This is a genomic window from Pseudomonas sp. PDM04 (genome assembly GCF_014851765.1).
GTDB lineage: Bacteria > Pseudomonadota > Gammaproteobacteria > Pseudomonadales > Pseudomonadaceae > Aquipseudomonas.
The window spans coordinates 778872-795313 of sequence record NZ_JACVAI010000003.1; the positions used below are offsets into that span (position 1 = coordinate 778872).

The 16442-nt window shown below is 60.6% G+C and carries 15 protein-coding genes; 4 read left to right on the forward strand and 11 right to left on the reverse strand.

Translation table 11 applies throughout. The annotated features are described in order from the left end of the window. Positions 1 to 89 precede the first annotated feature (89 nt). Positions 90 to 1865, reverse strand: a complete 1776-nt coding sequence (locus tag IB249_RS15605) for a bifunctional diguanylate cyclase/phosphodiesterase (protein WP_192306182.1) — start codon at positions 1863 to 1865, stop codon at positions 90 to 92. A gap of 129 nt (positions 1866 to 1994) precedes the next feature. Further along, complete coding sequence (locus IB249_RS15610) at positions 1995 to 4076, reverse strand: carboxy terminal-processing peptidase (protein ID WP_192306413.1); 2082 nt, start codon at positions 4074 to 4076, stop codon at positions 1995 to 1997. 138 nt (positions 4077 to 4214) lie between these two features. On the opposite strand from IB249_RS15610, the gene IB249_RS15615 reads away from it, so the two are divergent. Continuing rightward, the gene (locus IB249_RS15615; protein WP_192306184.1) at positions 4215 to 5177 is read left to right on the forward strand and encodes a zinc-binding dehydrogenase; all 963 of its coding nucleotides are present in this window, start codon (positions 4215 to 4217) and stop codon (positions 5175 to 5177) included. A 43-nt stretch (positions 5178 to 5220) separates the two neighbouring features. On the opposite strand, the gene IB249_RS15620 is transcribed toward IB249_RS15615, so the two are convergent. The 6 genes from IB249_RS15620 to IB249_RS15645 form a co-directional block, all read right to left on the reverse strand. Beyond that, positions 5221 to 5874, reverse strand: a complete 654-nt coding sequence (locus IB249_RS15620) for an HAD family hydrolase (RefSeq protein WP_192306186.1) — start codon at positions 5872 to 5874, stop codon at positions 5221 to 5223. A 34-nt stretch (positions 5875 to 5908) separates the two neighbouring features. After that, complete coding sequence (locus IB249_RS15625; protein ID WP_192306188.1) at positions 5909 to 6898, reverse strand: ABC transporter ATP-binding protein; 990 nt, start codon at positions 6896 to 6898, stop codon at positions 5909 to 5911. Continuing rightward, positions 6895 to 7695 carry an ABC transporter permease gene (locus IB249_RS15630; RefSeq protein ID WP_192306190.1) on the reverse strand — a complete coding sequence of 267 codons (801 nt, stop codon included), beginning with the start codon at positions 7693 to 7695 and terminating at the stop codon, positions 6895 to 6897. The genes IB249_RS15625 and IB249_RS15630 overlap by 4 nt, the downstream gene beginning before the upstream one ends. Next, entirely contained in the window at positions 7682 to 8518 is an 837-nt protein-coding gene (locus IB249_RS15635) for an ABC transporter permease (RefSeq protein ID WP_192306415.1), read from the reverse strand. The genes IB249_RS15630 and IB249_RS15635 overlap by 14 nt, the downstream gene beginning before the upstream one ends. Positions 8519 to 8523: 5 nt before the next feature. Next, entirely contained in the window at positions 8524 to 9330 is an 807-nt protein-coding gene (locus IB249_RS15640) for an alkaline phosphatase family protein (RefSeq protein WP_192306192.1), read from the reverse strand. Between the two features lie 178 nt (positions 9331 to 9508). Next, on the reverse strand, positions 9509 to 10573 hold the full coding sequence (locus IB249_RS15645; protein WP_192306194.1) for an ABC transporter substrate-binding protein: 1065 nt from the start codon (positions 10571 to 10573) through the stop codon (positions 9509 to 9511). Positions 10574 to 10923: 350 nt separating this feature from the next. Here IB249_RS15645 and IB249_RS15650 point away from each other — a divergent pair, with 350 nt between their 5' ends. Next, the gene (locus IB249_RS15650; RefSeq protein ID WP_192306196.1) at positions 10924 to 11637 is read left to right on the forward strand and encodes a UTRA domain-containing protein; all 714 of its coding nucleotides are present in this window, start codon (positions 10924 to 10926) and stop codon (positions 11635 to 11637) included. Between the two features lie 17 nt (positions 11638 to 11654). Here IB249_RS15650 and IB249_RS15655 read toward each other — a convergent pair whose 3' ends face one another. Continuing rightward, on the reverse strand, positions 11655 to 12422 hold the full coding sequence (locus IB249_RS15655; protein ID WP_192306198.1) for a DODA-type extradiol aromatic ring-opening family dioxygenase: 768 nt from the start codon (positions 12420 to 12422) through the stop codon (positions 11655 to 11657). A 102-nt stretch (positions 12423 to 12524) separates the two neighbouring features. On the opposite strand from IB249_RS15655, the gene IB249_RS15660 reads away from it, so the two are divergent. After that, complete coding sequence (locus tag IB249_RS15660) at positions 12525 to 13181, forward strand: thiopurine S-methyltransferase (RefSeq protein ID WP_192306200.1); 657 nt, start codon at positions 12525 to 12527, stop codon at positions 13179 to 13181. A 156-nt stretch (positions 13182 to 13337) separates the two neighbouring features. Here the strand turns inward: IB249_RS15660 and htpX are convergent, their stop codons facing one another. Both htpX and IB249_RS15670 read right to left on the reverse strand, forming a co-directional pair. After that, positions 13338 to 14225 carry a protease HtpX gene (htpX, locus tag IB249_RS15665; protein ID WP_192306202.1) on the reverse strand — a complete coding sequence of 296 codons (888 nt, stop codon included), beginning with the start codon at positions 14223 to 14225 and terminating at the stop codon, positions 13338 to 13340. Positions 14226 to 14543: 318 nt separating this feature from the next. Next, positions 14544 to 15755 (reverse strand): pyridoxal phosphate-dependent aminotransferase, encoded by a 1212-nt coding sequence (locus tag IB249_RS15670; protein ID WP_056856383.1) that lies wholly within the window; start codon positions 15753 to 15755, stop codon positions 14544 to 14546. A 226-nt stretch (positions 15756 to 15981) separates the two neighbouring features. On the opposite strand from IB249_RS15670, the gene msrB reads away from it, so the two are divergent. Next, positions 15982 to 16377 (forward strand): peptide-methionine (R)-S-oxide reductase MsrB, encoded by a 396-nt coding sequence (gene msrB / locus IB249_RS15675; RefSeq protein WP_192306204.1) that lies wholly within the window; start codon positions 15982 to 15984, stop codon positions 16375 to 16377. The last annotated feature ends 65 nt before the right edge of the window (positions 16378 to 16442 follow it).

Genomic DNA, 16442 nt, shown 5'->3' on the forward strand with positions numbered 1-16442 from the left:
ATGCCTGAATGCCTGAATGCCTGGATGCCCGCGTTCTCCGGACGTTTTTCGCGAGCGGGTTCGCTCCCACAAGTGTGGTGTGGGAGCGGTCAGCATTGCACTTCAGGCTCTGCCGTCGCCAGGCTATCGATCACGTGCACGCTGTACCCCGGTATGTTCTTCGCGTGGTGCTTGGCCTGGGACGCCATTTCCGCCAATTGGCTCGCGTCGAGGTGGGCGCAGGCTTGCGCATGCAAATGCACCACACCGATCGACAGCGACAGCAGCGCGAACTCCTGGCGCACGCCCTGACGGTTGGGGGCGATGAAGCAGCCGGCTTCCAGGTGTTCGGCGCGGTAGAAGCGTCGGCACTGGCTCTGGAAGTCGTCCAGCAACTGGTTCAGGCGTTTGCGCCAGTCGTCCGGCCCGAGCACCAGCAGGAAGTCGTCGCCGCCGATATGGCCGACGAAGTCACGGGAGGGGTCGACGCGATCGTTCAGGCATTGCGCCAGGCACAGCAGGACCTCGTCGCCACGACCGTAGCCGTAGATGTCGTTGAAGGGTTTGAAGCTGTCGATGTCGACGTAGCAGATGATCGACTCCCGTTGCTGTTGCAGCAATCGCGTCAGGCATTGCTGGATCGGCACATTGCCCGGCAGCAGGGTCAGCGGGTTGGCGTAGCGGGCTTGCTGGATCTTCAGTTCGGTAATCAGCTTCAGCACATCGATGACCCGGCCCAAACCCAGATAGCCACCGTTCAAGGTAATGATGAAGTCCTCTTCGATGCGTTGCCGGGCGCGGCTGGTGATCAGGCGGCTGACTTGTTGCAGCGACTGGCTCATTTCCACGGCGAGGAAATCGTCACTCATCAGCCGGCTGATGGGTTTGCGGGCGAACAGGTCGGTGGCGAACGGCTTGAGCAGGGCGTCCGACAGCGAATGCCGGTGTACGATGCCGCAAGGACGTCCGTGTTCGTCGAGCACCGCCAGCGAGTTCAGGTTGGCCTGGCGTCGGAAGGCTTCCAGCACCGTTGCCGTCGGTGTATCCCGGGCGACCGCGGGCTGATCGTTGAGCAAGGCGCTGAGGTCGCTGCCCTCGTCGTTCAACGCCACGGCGGCGCTATCCTGTTTGGGCATCAGGTTTCGCGCATCCCTCGGCGGATGTTCCTGTGGCCGGCAGAGCAGATAACCCTGGACCAGGTCGACGCCCATGTCGGTCAGCACCGCGAGCTCTTCCGGCAACTCGATCCCCTCGGCAATCACCCGGGCCCGGGAGGCCTTGGCGATTTGCATGATCGAGCCGACAAACTCACGCTTGAGCGCGTCCTGATGGATGCCGTCGATGAAGTGCCGGTCGATCTTCACATAGTCGGGTCGCAACTCGGACCACAGACGCAGGCTTGAATAGCCGGCCCCCAGATCATCCAGCGCAATGGAGAACCCCATCGCCCGGTAGTGATTGAGTGCATTTTGCAGCAGTTGAAAGTCGTCAATCGGCGTCTGTTCGGTCAGCTCGATGACCACCTGGCTGGGCGGAATACCGAAATCCTTCAGCAGTTGCAGGGTCCGGCCCGGTTGGTGGGCGGCTTCGAGCAGGGATTCCGGCGACACGTTGAGGAACAGTTTGCCGGGCAGTTGCTGTTCGTGAAAGCGTCGGCAAGCGCTCTCGCGGCAAGCGATTTCCAGTTCGTTCAAGCGACCGGCCTGACGGGCGACGGCGAACAGGGCGATGGGCGAGTGCAGCGGGCTGTTGGAAGGGCCGCGACTGAGGGCTTCAAAGCCCACAATTCGCCGTTCGGAAAGCGAAATGATGGGCTGGAACAGGCTGTGTAAACCGCTTTGAGTCAGGATTGAACTCAACGCACTCAGCTGTTCGGTCGTGGTCATGGCGATCTCGGGCTAAAAAAAAGGACCGGGAGCGCTCTTGTTCAAGAGAAGTCCCAGTCCTGTATTTCACGACAGATTGATGACTGTTTGATGACGCCTCGAGGGCGTCAGCATTAAAAAGCCATCATCTTAGTGCTTGGCCACCGCCGTGTTGAGTTTCAGGTAGTCCAACAGGATGCGCCCGGTCTCGCTCAGGTAGGCATCGTCTTCCGGTTTGACCTTGTCCGGCTCGGCCGCTGCGGCGTCTTCGTCTTCTTTCTTCAGCTCTTTGAGCGGCTCTTCACCCTTGGCCTTGCGACGGATGTTTTCCATCGCCAGTTGCTGGGCTTCGATATCGGCATGTTGGGCACGACGATCGGCTTCATTGAGGCTGACGGTTTTTTCCGCCATCAGTTTCTGCGCCAGGGCCAGCTTGTCGCGAATGAACACGAACTCCGCATCCTTGGCCGTGCGCACGTCATGCTCGGATTTGAGCTGGGTGAGGTACGGCTTGAACGGATCGACCGCAGGCTTGATGGCCGCACGGATGGTGTCCCACGGCATGGCTTCCGGCAGGGCGCTTTCGCCGATTTCCTTGGTGTCGATGATCGATGGGTAATCGATGTCTGGCAGAACGCCCTGATGCTGGGTGCTCTGGCCGGAAACCCGGTAGAACTTGGCCAGGGTCAGTTTCAGTTCGCCATGGTTCAGCGGCTGAATGGTCTGCACGGTGCCCTTGCCGAAGGTCTGGCCACCAATGATCAGTGCGCGGTGATAGTCCTGCATGGCGCCGGCGAAAATCTCCGAAGCCGAGGCAGACAGGCGGTTGACCAGCAGCGCCATCGGGCCTTTGTAGAAGGCGCCCGGGTTTTCATCTTCGAGTACGTCGACGCGGCCATCGGCGTTACGCACGAGCACGGTCGGCCCCTTGTCGATGAACAGGCTGGTCAGCTCGGTGGCTTCCTGCAAGGAGCCGCCGCCGTTGTTGCGCAGGTCGATGACCACGCCGTCGACTTTCTCTTTCTGCAACTCGGTCAGCAGTTTCTTGACGTCGCGAGTGGTGCTCTTGTAGTCCGGATCACCGGCACGGAAGGCCTTGAAGTCCAGGTAGAAGGCCGGGATCTCGATGATGCCGAGCTTGTAGTCCTTGCCGTCCTGTTTCAGGTTGAGGACCGACTTTTTCACCGCCTGGTCTTCAAGCTTCACCGCCTCGCGGGTGATCGGCACGATCTTGCTGGTCTGGTCATTCGGCGCGTTGCTGGCCGGGATGACTTCCAGGCGCACCACGGTGCCCTTCGGACCACGGATCAGCTTGACCACTTCATCCAGGCGCCAGCCAACGACGTCGACCATTTCCTTGTTGCCCTGGGCAACGCCGATGATCTTGTCGGCCGGAGCGACCTGTTTGGTCTTGTCCGCCGGGCCGGCTGGCACCAGGCGGACGACTTTCACCTGATCGTTGTCGCTCTGCAACACGGCGCCAATGCCCTCCAGGGACAGGCTCATGTTGATGTCGAAGTTCTCCGCGTTATCCGGTGACAGATAATTGGTGTGCGGGTCGTAGGACATGGCGAAGGTGTTGATGTACGCCTGGAAGATGTCCTCGGCGCGGGTCTGGTCCAGGCGCGCCAGTTGATTCTTGTAGCGCTTGGTCAGGGTTTCCTGAATCTGCTTGGGGTCCTTGCCCGCGATCTTCTGGCGCAGTACTTCGTCCTTGACGCGCTTGCGCCACAGGTCGTCCAGTTCGGCGGTGGACTTGAGCCAAGGGGCGTCCTTGCGGTCGATCAGCAAGGTTTCCTTGGTGTTGAAGTCGATCTTGTCGACGCCTTTGTTCAACTCGGCAAGGGCGAAGTCCAGGCGCGCCTTGACGCGGTCCAGATAGCGCTTGTAAATGGTGAACCCGGCGTTCAGGTCGCCGCTCTTGAGGAAGTCGTCGAACTGCGTCTTCCATTTGTCGAATTCGGCGATGTCGCTGGCCATGAAGTAGCTGCGCGACGGATCCAGCAGCTTGATGTAGCTGTCGTAGATGATCACCGAGCGCGCATCATCGAGCGGCGGCTTGCTGTAGTGGTGGCGTTTGAGCAACTCGACGACATTCAGGCTGGCGATCACTTCGTCACGATCAGGCTGAAGCTTGTCCCAGCTATTGGCTGCGAACGTATTGCTCGACATCGGCATCAGGCCGATACCAATAAACAGGGCGAGGGCGGTGCTGGGGAACAGGTGCTTCATGCCGATTCGACGCAGGGACAATTGATAACGCATATTAGGCCGTCTTTGAAGTCGCCGGTTCCACGAGAGCCGGTCGCATAATGCAAAAAGCCCGTCGATACAGCTTCGGGCTCAGTCCAGACTCACTATGGAGGCACTGTGAAAGCATTGCAAGGCGTGGAAGGTCAAGTGGCATGGGTTGAAGAGCCCAGTCCTACATGTGACGTAGGGCAAGTTCGCATTCGAGTGTCGGCTGCGGGTCTTAATCGCGCCGATTTATTACAAAAAGCGGGCCTTTATCCGCCGCCGCCAGGGGCCAGTCAGGTGCTCGGTCTAGAGTGTTCCGGAGTGATCAGCGAGGTCGGCCCGGGCTCGTCCTGGCAGGTCGGTGACCGGGTCTGCGCCTTGCTGGCCGGGGGCGGAATGGCCGAAGAGGTGGTTGTCGACGGACGGCATGTGCTGCCGGTGCCGCAAGGATTGTCCCTGATCGAGGCGGCAGCGCTGCCCGAAGTCTATGCCACGGTCTGGCTGAATTTGTTTCAATTGGCTGCGCTCAAACCCGGTGAGAAAGTTCTCCTGCACGCCGGCGCAAGTGGAATCGGTTCAGCTGCCATTCAGCTGTGCAAGGCGTTCGGCAACCCGTGCTGGGTCAGTGTCGGTTCCGCCGAGCGCCTGGCGTACTGCGAAGCGCTGGGCGCCCAGGGTGGCGTGGTTCGAAGCGATGACCTGGACAGCCTGAGGGACCTGGGGCCGTTCGACGTCATCCTTGACCCGGTCGGCGGTCACTACGCCGCCCTGAACCTGAAACTGCTGGCCAGTGATGGCCGTTGGGTGCTGATTGGCTTGATGGGTGGCCGCGAGGCGCAGCTGGATCTGGCACAGGTGCTGGCCAAGCGCGTGCAACTGCTGGGCTCGACCCTGCGCAGTCGCGACGATCAGTTCAAGGCCGATCTGTTCAGTGATCTCAGCCAGCACGTGTGGCCGCTGTTCGCCGAAGGCCGACTGAACCCGCAACTGGCCAGGACCTTCCCGATCAAGGATGCCGAAGCGGCGTTTGCGGAGCTGGCGAGCAACAAGGTGGCTGGGAAGGTGGTGCTGGTGATCGACGAGAGTTTGAGCTGACAGCAGCATGACTGTGGGAGCGAGCAAGCCCGCTCCCACAGGGTCACTTCCAGAGATGAATCGGCCAGCCGGCTTTCTCCGCGTGTTCACGCAGGACCGGATCCGGGTTGACCACGTGTGGAAAATCGACCTTGAGCAGCAGCGGCAAGTCGTTGCGTGAGTCCGAGTAGAAACTTGCGCCTTCGAGATTTTCCTCTTCCGCATCGAGCCATTCCAGCAAGCGCGTAATCTTGCCCTCCCGGTACGTCAGGGTGCCGGTGGTGTTGCCGCTGTACACCCCATGCAGCACCTCCAGCTCGATGCCGAGAATCTCGTCGATGCCCAGGCGTTCGGCAATCGGCCGAACCAGGTGCGTGCCCGACGCCGAGATCACCAGAATCCGGTCCTCGGCCTTGCGGTGGGCGGCGATGGCCCGGGTGGCGTCGCTGAAGATGATCGGTTCGATGAAGTCCTCGACCCACGGGCCGACCAGGTGATCGATCTCGGCGGGTGTGCGCCCGATCATCGGCTCCAGGCTGAAGGTCATGTAGTCCTCCATGCGCAGCTTGCCATGGCTGTAGGCGTCCATCAGCTCATTGTTACGGCGCATGAACGACTCGGGATCGACCCAGCCCAGGCGTCCCATTTGCTCGGCCCACAGGGTGGCGCAGTCGCCGTGGATCAGGGTTTCGTCCAGATCAAAAATTGCCAGGGCCATCAGTGCAGTTCTCTCTTGAGCATCAACAAAGGCATCAGGCTACCTCACACAGGGCCGTCGGATCGATGGAAAGTGCCAGGCGCTGACCGTCGGGGTGCAGATCGCTCGCCGAACGGTTGAGCACATCCACCACCAGTTCCACGCCTCGCGCTTCGATCCGGTAGCGAATCACGTTGCCCAACAGGCTGTGGCTGCGCACCTGTGCATCCAGCTCGCCTTCCAGGCTCAGTTCGATGGCTTCCGGGCGAATGGCAATGCGATGGCTGATCGGCCGTTGCAGGAGTTTGCTCGCGCTGTCGGCATCCAGCAGGTTGTAGTTGCCGATGAAACCGGCGGCGAACACGTCCACCGGTGCGGTGTACAGGGTTTCGGCGTCGCCGCTCTGTACGATTTTTCCCTGGTTCATCAGGAAAATCCGGTCCGACATGGTCAGCGCTTCTTCCTGATCGTGGGTCACGAAGATGGTTGTCAGGCCGAGCTCGCGCTGGATCTGACGGATCTGTTCGCGCAAGTGTTTGCGAATCCGCGCATCGAGGGCCGAGAGCGGCTCGTCCAGCAACAACAACCGTGGCCGCGTCACCAGTGACCGGGCCAGAGCGACACGCTGGCATTGGCCGCCGGACAACTGGTGCGGATAACGCGAGGCGAAGTCGCTGAGCTCCACCAGTTTCAGCACCTCGGCGACGCGCTTGAGGCTGTCGTCGCTGTTGACCTTTTGCATGCGCAAGCCGAACGCGACGTTCTGTTCGACGGTCATGTTCGGGAACAGCGCATAGCTCTGGAACACCATGCCGATCCCGCGTTTTTGCGGGCTCAGGGGCACGATGTCGACACCGTCGAGCAGGATCTTTCCGCCATCGACCGGGGTCAGTCCGGCGATGCAGCGCAGCAAGGTCGATTTACCGCAACCGGACGGACCGAGCAGGGTGACGAACTCACCCTTGTGGATTTCGCAGTTGATGTCGCTGAACACCGTGGTGCCGGCGTAATTTTTCTGAAGGTGTTGGACGCTGACATAGCTCATTCGCTTTTGTCCCTGTTCAAAATGTTGGCCGCCCAGGTCAGAACCAGTACGAAGAAGAAGTAGGAAATCACCAGCGCGCTGGTGAAGTGGCCGCTGCTGTTACGCATGTTGTTGAGGTAGACCTGCAGGGTTTCGTAGCGGGTGCCGACGAGGATGTTGGCGAAGACGAACTCGCCGAACAGGAACGAGAACGACAGCAGCAATGCCACCATCAGACCCTTGCGCAGGTTGGGCAGCACCACCAGGAAGGCCGCTTGCCAGGTGCTGGCGCCGAGCAATTGCGCGGCGTCCATCAGGTCGCGCAGGTTGATCGCTTGCAGGTTGTTGGTGATCGCCCGGTACATGAACGGCAGGGCGACCGTGAAGTAGCAGCCGATCAGGATCCACGGCGTACCCACCATCGCAAACGGCCCGGAACCGTACAGTTGCAGCAGGCCCACGGACGACACCACCGGCGGCACCGCGAAGGGCAGCAGGATCAGGATGTTCATCAGCGCATCGAGTTTCGGGAAGTGGTAATGCACCACGAACAGCAGCGGCAGGATCAGCACCACCGACAGGATCAACGCTCCGACACAGACCAGCAGCGATTGGCCGAAGGCGTGGAGAAAACGCGGGTCGCTCCACAGCGCGATGTACCATTTGAGCGTGAAGCCGCTGGGCAGGACGGTCGCCGACCAACTGCTGGCGATGGAGTACACCAGTGTCCCGGCCAGCGGCAGCAGCAGTATGGCGAACAGCAGATACACCACGATCCGGTGATAGATACCGACGGGGCCCAGTTCAGCGCGAGACATGGTAGCTCCTCTTCAACAGCAACTGATGCACGACGGTCACCAGGGTCATCAACGCCACCAGCACCACGGCCAGCGCACTGGCCAGGTTCGGATCGAGGGAAATGTCGCCGGACACCATTGCCGCAATGCGGATCGGCAGCACGTTGAAGTTGCCGGTGGTCAGGGCATACACCGTGGCGTAGGCGCCGAGGGCGTTGGCCAGCAGGATCACGAAGGTGCCGAGCAGCGCCGGGGTCAGCACCGGCAAGCCGATGTGGCGCCAGAACTGCCAGCCACTGGCACCCAGCAGTTCGGCGGACTCGCGCCAGTCTTCACGCAATGCATCGAAGGCCGGGTAGAGCAGCAGCACGCCGAGGGGGATCTGGAAGTAGGTGTAGAGGATGATCAGGCCGGTTTTCGAGTACAGGTTGAAATCCTGGATGATGCCGGCCTGCTTGAGCATGATAGTGAAGCTGCCGTTGAACCCCAGCAGGATGATGAACGCGAAGGCCAGGGGCACGCCGGCGAAGTTGCTGGTCATGTTGGCGAAGGCGTTGACGAAGTTGCGCAGCTTCGAATCGACCCGGCGCAGGGAGTAGGCGCCGAGGACGGCAATGATGATGCCGAACACGCTCGACCAGAAGCTGATCTCGAGGCTGTACTGGATCGCCTGGCGGTAGAACTTCGAACCGAAGATCTTGCTGAAGTTGGCCAGGCCCCAGCCGGACTCTTCCGATTGCAGGCTGTTGATCATCACCCAGACGAGCGGGGCGATCTCGAACACGATAAAGAACAGGGTGAACGGCACCAGGCACAAGGCCGCCAACCATTTGCCGCGAGTCATGGCATTCACTTGAGCAACTCCCGGCAGACAGGTTTGTCGTGGGCCACGCCCAGCAGTTCGCAGACCGTGCCGCAGATGTCGGTCTGTTTCGGTGCGGCGCCCGCGTCGAGGCTGAAGGCGTCGCCCAGGACGAACAGGGGCACTTCGCGCTCCTCCGGCAGCAGGCCGTTGTGGGAGCGATCGTTGTTCATGCCGTGGTCGGCGGTCACCAGCACCTGGTAGCCGGCGTCGAGCCAGCCTTGCAGGTAGTCGGCCAGGATGATGTCGGCCGAGCGAGCGCTGTTGCGGTATTGCGCCGTGTCGAGGCCGTGTTTGTGTCCGGCGTCGTCGATGTTCATGGGGTGCACCAGCAGGAAGTTCGGCGTGTGGCGCAGACGCAGGTGTTCCGCGTCGGCGAACAGGTGTGAATCCGGGTAGTGGTCGTTCCAGTAGAAATGCCCGTGCTGGATCGGCAGTTGCGGGTCGTCGGTATGACGATCACGGGCCGCGACGAAAGGCGAACGGTTATACAGCTCGCTGACCCAGTGATAGGCCGCCGCCGCGGTGGTGAGCCCGGCCTCCCTGGCGTAGTGATAGATGCTGCGCTGATTGGACAGGCGCGAGACGTTGTTGTGCACGATGCCGCTGTCGATCGGCGTCACGCCGGTCAGGATGCATTCGTACAACGGACGGGACAGCGCGGGCAGTTCGCACTCCAGCTTGTAGAGTGCCGCGCGTCCTGCGCCGACATACGCCTGCAGGTGCCCCATGGCGTGACGCGCAACCTCGTAGTTGAGACCGTCGAGCACGACCAGGATGACGTTGTGCTTCATAGGGGCGAAAACTCCGCGAAACAGACATTCGGGATTAACAGTGATCCTCTGTGGGAGCGAGCCTGCTCGCGATGAGCGACCATCGGTCAACAACCGTGTTGAACATCAGATCGCCTGTCGCGAGCCTGCTCGCTCCCACAGGGATTGGCATCAGCCCTCCAGCAAGTGGGCTACCGCCTTACTTCATTTCAACAATGACTTCTTCGTTCCACTTCTGCGGCAACGCCTTCGAAGTCTTTTCCCACGCGTCCGCGTCTTTGATCGGTGTCACGCCTTTGTACTGCTCGTTCGGCAGCAGCTTGGACTTGACGTCAGCCGGCAGGGTGATGTGCTCTGCACGGATCGGACGGGCGTTGCCCTTGGCCAGGTTGATCTGGCCGGCGTCGCTGAAGATGTACTCGCGGGTCAGCTTGGCGGCGTTGGGATTCTTGGCGTACTTGTTGATGATGGTGGTGTAGCCGGAAATCACCGAACCGTCGGATGGAATCAGCACGGTGTAGTCATCCGGGTTGGCCATCTTGGCCTTGTAGCTCAGGCCGTTGAAATCCCAGACCACGCCGACTTCGATTTCACCCTTTTCCATCGTGGCGATGGTCGGGTTGGCCATGGACAGGCGACCCTGCTTAGCGATGTCCGCGAACAGCAGCAGCGCCGGTTGCAGGTTCTTCTCGTCGCCACCGTTGGCCAGTGCGGCGGCCAGTACACCGTTGGCGGCCTGGGCGGCGGTGCTTACGTCGCCAATCGAGACCTTGTACTTGCCGTTCTTGAGGTCCGCCCATTTGGTCGGCGCCGGCGAGCCGTGCAGCAACTTGTTGTTGATGATGAAGGCGATGGTCCCGGTGTAGGCCAGGGCCCAGTTGCCGTCCTTGTCCTTGGCCCAGTCAGGGATCTGCTCCCAGGTGCTTGGCTTGTACGGTTGCACCACGCCTTGCTTGACCGCGATCGGGCCGAACGCTGCGCCGACGTCGCCAATATCGGCGCTGGCATTGCCTTTTTCCGCCGCGAACTTGGCGATTTCCTGCGCCGAGCTCATGTCGGTGTCGATGTGTTTCAGGCCGTATTGCTTGGCCAGGTCTTCCCAGGTGCCTTTCCAGTTGGCCCAGTCATCGGGCATGCCGACACTGTTGACCGCGCCTTCCGCTTTCGCAGCGGCTTCCAGGGTTTTCAGATCATCAGCGGCCATGGCGGCGGTACACAGGGCAATGGTCGAGCCTAACAGTGATGCCAGGAAAAGCTTTTTCATTCCGAAGCTCCTTTGGGCGTTTTCAACGCTGCGATTGCGGTGGTGTTGGTCTAGGTCAGCAATACCTGAGCCAATCTAGGGGGGCTGGATGACATTTTGATGTCGTCCATGGCCCGGCCTGTTTTTTTCATGGCGCAATGCTCAGGGTTGGGGATAAGCGTAGACCATGGCCAACGCACCGAAACTGCGGGGCTTGGCCACTAAATTGCAGAGAAACGACGCGACCGTTCGGTGCTTTTGTCATCTACCAGTCATCAGCAGTGCCTAGGCTTGCAGGAAGTTGATGGAGCCGAATCAAACCCGGGCTCTGCCCCGAAACAGTGCTGGTCTAGTCCAGATAGGTAACGTTGATGCGTATTGAGGCAACCAAAGCGGTGACAGCCATCGGGCAGGTTCTTCAGGAACAGCTCGATCACGGGTTGTTGGCGCCGGGCAGCAAGTTACCGGCCGAACGCAAGCTCAGTGAGTTGTTCGGCACCACGCGTATCACCGTGCGTGAAGCGTTGCTGCAGTTGGAGGCGCAAGGGCAGATTTATCGCGAGGAACGCAGGGGGTGGTTCGTGTCGCCACCGCGCCTGGCCTACAACCTGATGCAGCGCAGTCACTTTCACGCGATGGTCAGCGCCCAGGGCCGGGTGCCATCCACCGAAGTGATTTCGGCGCGCTTGCAGCCGGCGTCGGCAGCGGTGTGTGCCTGGTTGCAGTTACCGGCGCTGTCGAGCGTGATTCAGATCTGCCGGGCGCGCAGGATCGATGAACGGCTGGTGCTGTACGTGGAGCACTACCTGAATCCGCAATATTTTCCGGGGATCCTGGCGTTCGATCTGAATCAGTCGATGACCGAGCTGTATGCACGGCACTACGACCTGCATTACGGCCGAGTGCGTTTTGAAATCGTCCCGACCGCATTGTCGGTCGACGCCGCAGCGGCGCTGCGGGTGTCGGTCGGGAGTCCGGGGTTGCGCATCGCCCGGGTCAACTACGATCAGCACGAGCGATTGATCGACTGCGACCTGGAGTTCTGGCGACACGATGCGATTCACGTGGGCGTAGACGTCGTGTGAGCCTGGCCCGGGCTTCGTCAGCCGAACCGGTATATATCCATGCCCAGCGCGCCCATGGTGAAACCCTGGTGGCTGATGCTGAACCTGCCCCCGGCGCCGCGTGCAAAGTACAGCGGCAACAAGTGCTCATCGCTTGGGTGGTTGCGTATGGCGTTTGGCGCCTGCCGGCGGTAGTCGTGCAGTGCGGCTTCGTCATCGGCCTCAAGCTTCTCGATCATCCAGTCGCGAAACACCTTCGCCCACGGCTCCACGCTTTCCGGGCCGGCGTGCCAGTCCAGCTCGCGCAGGTTATGGGTGATGCTGCCGGAACCGATCAACAGCACGCCCTGCTGGCGCAGGCTGTTCAATGCATGCCCGACGCGGGTCTGCAGGGCAGGGCCGTGGCGTGTGGGCAGCGAAACCTGCACCACCGGAATATCGGCCTGTGGGTACATCAACGACAGCGGCACCCAGACGCCATGGTCGAAGGGCCGTGTGGTATCGATGCGCGAAGGCAAACCGCTGCTCGCCAGTAACTCGACCACCGTCGCCGCCAGTTGCGGCTCGCCGGGCGCCGGGTATTGCACCTCGAACAGCGCCTTGGGAAAACCGCCGAAGTCATGCCAGGTTTCCGGATGGGGGTTGGCGTTGACCAGCAGCTCATCGCTCTCCCAGTGGGCGGAAACAATCGCGATCGCCCTGGGTTTCGGCAGTTCGGCTGCAATTCGCGCCAGCGCAGTGCCACTGGCGCCGGGATCCAGGGCCAGCATCGGAGAGCCGTGAGATATGTACAGGCTGGGGAACATGAAGGAGCTCCAGAGAGTAAGATGACCCATCTTCAATCAGATCATTGATCTAAATCTAATATAAGTTTTAGGGTGTTTTGATCGAATTTTTCGGAGATGTATATGCAGCCGGAGTTTTGGCACAAGCGCTGGCAGTCGAACCAGATCGGCTTCCACCTGCCGCAAGTCAACCCTTATCTGCAGCGATTCTGGCCGCAACTGGGGCTGGAGGAGGGCGCGCGGGTACTGGTGCCGCTGTGTGGGAAGAGCCTGGATTTGTTGTGGCTGGCGCAGGAGGGACATGAAGTCCTGGGAATCGAGCTGTCGGAAAAGGCCATCGAGGATTTCTTCGAGGAGCATCAGTTTGACCCTGACGTCAGTGTGCAGGGGCCCTTCAAGGTCTATCGGGCCGGGTCCATCGAGCTGTGGTGTGGCGATTTTTTCGATGTGACGGCCGGCGATGTGGCCGATTGCGCGGGGTTGTACGACCGTGCAGCGCTGATCGCACTACCGCCCGCGATGCGTGAGCAATACGCTGCTCACCTCAAGCGTGTTCTGTCCAAGGACGCACTGGGGCTTTTGATCACCCTGGATTACGACCAGGCGCAAAAGGACGGGCCGCCATTCGCCGTGCTCGATGAGGAAGTGCAACGGATGTTTGGATCGGTGTGGTCGCTGAAGATTCTCGAGGACCAGGATGTCCTGGAGGAAAATGGCAAGTTCGTCGAGCAGGGCGTCACGCGGCTGGAGGAGCGGGTTTATCGGGTTTGCACTCGATAGATCAGTGGGTTGCACCGGCCTCATCGCGAGCAGGCTCGCCCCCACATTGACGGTGTTCGACCCGTGGGAGCGAGCCTGCTCGCGACGCGCCACGACAAATGCCAGACGAAAAAAAGGCCCGCATCACTGCGGGCCTTTTCTTTGCTGCCGAGTCGATCAACCGCGACGATGCAAGGCGTTGATACGCTCTTCCAGCGGTGGGTGGCTCATGAACATACGGGCGAAGCCCTGTTTGATGCCACCGTTGATGCCGAATGCGTTCAGGGTGTCCGGCATGTGCACGGGCAACCCTTGTTCGGCCCGCAGGCGTTGCAAGGCGCCGATCATCGCGCTGGTGCCGGCCAGGCGTGCACCGGCTTCGTCGGCGCGGAACTCGCGTTTACGCGAGAACCACATGACGATGGCGCTGGCCAGGATGCCCAGAACCAGTTCAGCGAAGATGGTCGCCACGTAATAGGCGATGCCCTGGCCTTCTTCGTTCTTGAAGATCACCTTGTCGACAAAGTTGCCGATGATCCGCGCGAAGAACATGACGAAGGTGTTCACCACGCCCTGGATCAGGGCCAGGGTGACCATGTCGCCATTGGCCACGTGCCCGATTTCGTGGGCCAGCACGGCCTTCACTTCGTCCGGCGAGAACCGTTCGAGCAAGCCCTGGCTGACCGCGACCAGTGCATCGTTCTTGTTCCAGCCGGTGGCGAAGGCGTTCGCCTCGTAGGCCGGGAAAATCCCCACTTCGGGCATCTTGATCCCGGCTTCGCGGGACAGTTGCTCGACCGTTTGCAGCAGCCATTGCTCATGGCGGGTGCGCGGCTGGGTGATGATCTGGGTGCTGGTGCTCATCTTCGCCATCCACTTGGAGATGAACAGCGAGAACAGCGAGCCGGCGAAACCAAAGACCGCACAGAAAATCAGCAGCTGATTGAGGTTGAGATCAACCCCGTTGGCCGCCATGAACCCGTTGAAGCCGAAAAGGCTCAGGGTGATGCTGGCAATCAGCACGACCGCAAGGTTAGTGGCCAAAAACAGCAGGATGCGCATCATGGTTGTAGAAATCTCCTTATGCTAAAGATGTAGCGTACTGCGGGGTATATAAGGTGCTGCACCCGGCTATTCAACTGGGTGACTATTTCAAACTGTGTCCTACAGCCAGAGTCTAGTCGGTTGCAGGGTATTTCCGATGGCAGCGAGGGAAGTGATTGTCAGGCAAATGCCGTCGCAGCCCCCCGTCAACGTTGGACGCGAGCACTCGGTGCGCTATCGGACAGCCAGAAAGGTCGCAACCAGGGGCCGGTCGCAAAGATGTGTTGCTGAATTAATCCTGGTGCGGCTTCCCCGGGAAAGCCGCACCCGCTCAGACCGTCACTGGCGATAGGACTTGAGGAAGTTGCCGATACGGCCGATGGCCATGTCCAGGTCATCGACACGCGGCAGGGTCACGACGCGGAAGTGGTCCGGCCATGGCCAGTTGAAGGCCGTGCCTTGCACCACCAGCAGCTTCTCCGACAGCAGCAGGTCGAGGACGAACTTCTCATCGTTATGGATCGGGCAGACTTTCGGGTCGATGCGCGGGAATGCATACAACGCCCCCATCGGCTTGACGCAGCTGACGCCGGGAATGTCGTTGAGCAGTTCCCAGGTGCGGTTGCGTTGTTCCAGCAGGCGGCCTGGCGGCAGTACCAGGTCATTGATGCTCTGATAGCCGCCCAGTGCGGTCTGGATGGCGTGCTGGCTCGGAACGTTGGCGCACAGGCGCATGTTGGCCAGCATGTCGATGCCTTCGATGTAGCTTTGCGCGTGGTGCTTCGGACCGGAAATGGCAATCCAGCCGGAGCGGAAGCCGGCCACCCGATAGGACTTGGACAAGCCGTTGAACGTCAGGCAGAGCAAGTCTGGCGCCAGCGAGGCGGTGCAGATGTGCACGGCATCGTCGTACAGAATCTTGTCGTAGATCTCGTCGGAAAAAACCACGAGGTTGTGCTGGCGGGCCAGTTCCAGCATGCCCAGCAGCACTTCCCTGGAGTACACGGCGCCGGTCGGGTTGTTCGGGTTGATGATCACCAGCGCTTTGGTATTGGGGGTGATCTTGGCCTTGATGTCGGCCAGGTCTGGCCACCAGTTGGCTTGCTCGTCGCACAGGTAGTGCACCGGATTGCCGCCCGACAGGCTCACCGCGGCGGTCCACAGCGGATAGTCGGGCGCCGGCACCAGCACTTCGTCGCCGTTGTTGAGCAGCGCCTGCATCGACATCACGATCAGCTCGGAGACGCCGTTGCCCAGGTAGATGTCCTCAATGCCGACACCTTCCACCTGCTTTTGCTGGTAGTACTGCATGACCGCCTTGCGGGCGCTGAACAGGCCTTTGGAGTCGCTGTAGCCCTGGGCCGTTGGCAGGTTGCGGATGACGTCCTGGAGGATTTCGTCCGGCGCTTCGAAACCAAAGGGCGCCGGGTTGCCGATGTTCAGCTTGAGGATGCGATGGCCTTCCTCTTCCAGGCGTTTGGCGTGCTTGAGCACTGGGCCGCGAATGTCGTAGCAGACGTTGGCGAGCTTGTTCGATTTGCTGACCTGCATGGCGATGTGTTCCCGAAAATGAACGATCCAGGCGGCATTTGACCTACCGTACTGGGAATCCTGCGTAAACACACAGACCTGGCGCCTTGAGAGGCGGCACCCACAAATCCGTTTGAATGCGCGTGGACTGGCTGCCAGACTGGCGTTTGACGAGGCGCAATCATACGTGCCGCCCGATCCGTGGAAAAGGTACAGATCGGGCTTTTTCAGCTGCTGAGGTGTGATGATGGAAAAGTTGGAAAAAACCCTGGAAGAATGGCGGGCGATGCTCGATCCGGAGCAGTACAACGTTTGCCGCCTCAAGGGCACCGAACGGCCGTTTTCCGGCAAGTACAACGACAGCAAGGTCGACGGCGTCTACCACTGCATCTGCTGCAATGAGCCGCTGTTCGACTCGAAAACCAAATTCGACTCCGGCTGCGGCTGGCCCAGTTTCTACGAACCGATCGCCGACAGCGCCATGGTCGAAATCCGTGACGTCAGCCACGGCATGATCCGCACGGAAGTGGTCTGCGCCAAGTGCGATGCGCACCTGGGGCACGTTTTCCCGGACGGTCCGCCGCCGACCGGCCTGCGCTATTGCATCAACTCGGTGTGCCTGGACCTGGTGCCGCGCGGCTGAGCCTGGGGAAGCGATCGACCGATCGCTTCTTCGATATTTAAATTGCACACAATTCAATTGCTCGC

Excerpts from the sequence above, each read along its gene's own strand:
- IB249_RS15605 (WP_192306182.1), bottom strand. The coding sequence starts at position 1,865 with ATGACCACGACCGAACAGCTGAGTGCGTTGAGTTCAATCCTGACTCAA.
- IB249_RS15610 (WP_192306413.1), bottom strand. The coding sequence starts at position 4,076 with ATGAAGCACCTGTTCCCCAGCACCGCCCTCGCCCTGTTTATTGGTATC.
- IB249_RS15620 (WP_192306186.1), bottom strand. The coding sequence starts at position 5,874 with ATGGCCCTGGCAATTTTTGATCTGGACGAAACCCTGATCCACGGCGAC.
- IB249_RS15625 (WP_192306188.1), bottom strand. The coding sequence starts at position 6,898 with ATGAGCTATGTCAGCGTCCAACACCTTCAGAAAAATTACGCCGGCACC.
- IB249_RS15630 (WP_192306190.1), bottom strand. The coding sequence starts at position 7,695 with ATGTCTCGCGCTGAACTGGGCCCCGTCGGTATCTATCACCGGATCGTG.
- IB249_RS15635 (WP_192306415.1), bottom strand. The coding sequence starts at position 8,518 with ATGACTCGCGGCAAATGGTTGGCGGCCTTGTGCCTGGTGCCGTTCACC.
- IB249_RS15640 (WP_192306192.1), bottom strand. The coding sequence starts at position 9,330 with ATGAAGCACAACGTCATCCTGGTCGTGCTCGACGGTCTCAACTACGAG.
- IB249_RS15645 (WP_192306194.1), bottom strand. The coding sequence starts at position 10,573 with ATGAAAAAGCTTTTCCTGGCATCACTGTTAGGCTCGACCATTGCCCTG.
- IB249_RS15650 (WP_192306196.1), top strand. The coding sequence starts at position 10,924 with ATGCGTATTGAGGCAACCAAAGCGGTGACAGCCATCGGGCAGGTTCTT.
- IB249_RS15655 (WP_192306198.1), bottom strand. The coding sequence starts at position 12,422 with ATGTTCCCCAGCCTGTACATATCTCACGGCTCTCCGATGCTGGCCCTG.
- IB249_RS15660 (WP_192306200.1), top strand. The coding sequence starts at position 12,525 with ATGCAGCCGGAGTTTTGGCACAAGCGCTGGCAGTCGAACCAGATCGGC.
- htpX (WP_192306202.1), bottom strand. The coding sequence starts at position 14,225 with ATGATGCGCATCCTGCTGTTTTTGGCCACTAACCTTGCGGTCGTGCTG.
- IB249_RS15670 (WP_056856383.1), bottom strand. The coding sequence starts at position 15,755 with ATGCAGGTCAGCAAATCGAACAAGCTCGCCAACGTCTGCTACGACATT.
- msrB (WP_192306204.1), top strand. The coding sequence starts at position 15,982 with ATGGAAAAGTTGGAAAAAACCCTGGAAGAATGGCGGGCGATGCTCGAT.